Here is a 1,496-nt window from a genome sequence, read left to right as displayed (position 1 = left end):
ACACTCTTTCTCTAAACGACTGTTTTACTATCTACTTTAACCAGTGACCCTCGCCTTGTAAGGGCGATGCTCTCCCAACTGAGCTAATCACCCACATATAAATTAAAACGCTACTATTAAATAATAGTACTGGATTTTAACCAGTGAACCTCACCCTCTTTTACTAAAAGCAGTGACGCTCTCTTTTCTAACTGAGCTAACAACTCATATAGAATTTTAGATGTGTACACTTAATAAAGTGGTGGGTGATACTGGACTTGAACCAGTGACCCTCGCCTTGTAAGGGCGATGCTCTCCCAACTGAGCTAATCACCCACATCTAAACAACATTACATTGCTGCGTTGTTGTGGGGCGCTATTATAGATAGAGTTGCAAATGTGTCAACACTTGAATGATAAAAATGTGCTGAATGAAGGTTTTATAAACAGCGCAGGGTGGTTGGCGTTTACTTTATCATCAAATTTAAGTTGTTAGGGTAAATTAACAGCTGAATCTGAACTAAGTGACTGCCTTATTTTTACTTACAATAAAAAGCATTACTTAAATAAGCTAATAAAAGGCTATGTTGAAATTGATACAGTAAGCGTGACGTTTTATCAAAAAGAAGATTTATGACTATATAAGGTTTTAAATTATTGAACTGGTTTAGGGTACTTTTTAAAAGGTACGAACACGTTAAAGGGCATAAGCAGTTATCTGTATTGCCATTAGTACGAATAAACTTTAATTAACGCCATGGGTTTTGGCACAATGACAACAAAAAAGAGCCTATTACCCAAACTGGAACATAGTGTTTAAAAACAGCACGAATTATTTGCTAGCACTTTTAACGACGGCCTAATTCACTTCAATTTTTATATGTGTGTACAAGCAACTTAAAAAGGGAAGGGTTGAGCATTTAATAATAAGGTTATCGAATAGAGCTCTCGCATTTTAATAACACACTTAAATGCGGGGTTTAGCCTTGGTTTTAGTACTTTTTTAACCCCAACTCAATTTGCATATAAATGTATACCTTTTATGTTAAACATTATTACTTCATCAACGAGGTATAAATAGATAATTAACCTGTTTATAGTACTGTGAGATGAAGTACAGGCCAAATTTTGTCGAAATTGTATTTTTTTGCATGTCTGATAGCCAGTTTGTTGAAAATTAAACCATTTAAATAAAGTGGCATAAAAAACTGTTGACTTTATTTTGGGGGGTGCATAGAATGCGCCCCGCACTCAGCGATACACAACGTGTTAAACACGTTAGGTATTAAAAGGTTTGGGGCTATAGCTCAGCTGGGAGAGCGCTTCGCTGGCAGCGAAGAGGTCTGCGGTTCGATCCCGCATAGCTCCACCAAATCTTTGTGCATGTCCTAGGGTAGCAGTTTTCTGTGTCCCCATCGTCTAGAGGCCTAGGACACCGCCCTTTCACGGCGGTAACAGGGGTTCGAATCCCCTTGGGGACGCCACCTAACATTTTAGTAGCGTTGGTTGAGAACGAC

Annotated in this window: 3 tRNA genes; 2 read left to right on the top strand and 1 reads right to left on the bottom strand. The window is 38.3% G+C overall.

Annotated features, from left to right (window positions below):
* Positions 1-239: 239 nt before the first annotated feature.
* Positions 240-315: transfer RNA gene (locus CWB60_RS20180), tRNA-Val, on the bottom strand.
* A gap of 960 nt (positions 316-1,275) precedes the next feature.
* Between CWB60_RS20180 and CWB60_RS20175 the strand changes: the two genes are divergently transcribed.
* A tRNA-Ala gene (locus tag CWB60_RS20175) sits at positions 1,276-1,351 on the top strand.
* Positions 1,352-1,387: 36 nt separating this feature from the next.
* Positions 1,388-1,463, top strand: a tRNA-Glu gene (locus CWB60_RS20170).
* The last annotated feature ends 33 nt before the right edge of the window (positions 1,464-1,496 follow it).

This window comes from Pseudoalteromonas sp. S327, assembly GCF_005886415.1.
In the GTDB taxonomy this organism is placed as follows: domain Bacteria; phylum Pseudomonadota; class Gammaproteobacteria; order Enterobacterales; family Alteromonadaceae; genus Pseudoalteromonas; species Pseudoalteromonas atlantica.
The sequence above is the reverse complement of the archived record's forward strand: the minus strand, read 5'-3'. Positions and strand labels throughout refer to the sequence as shown.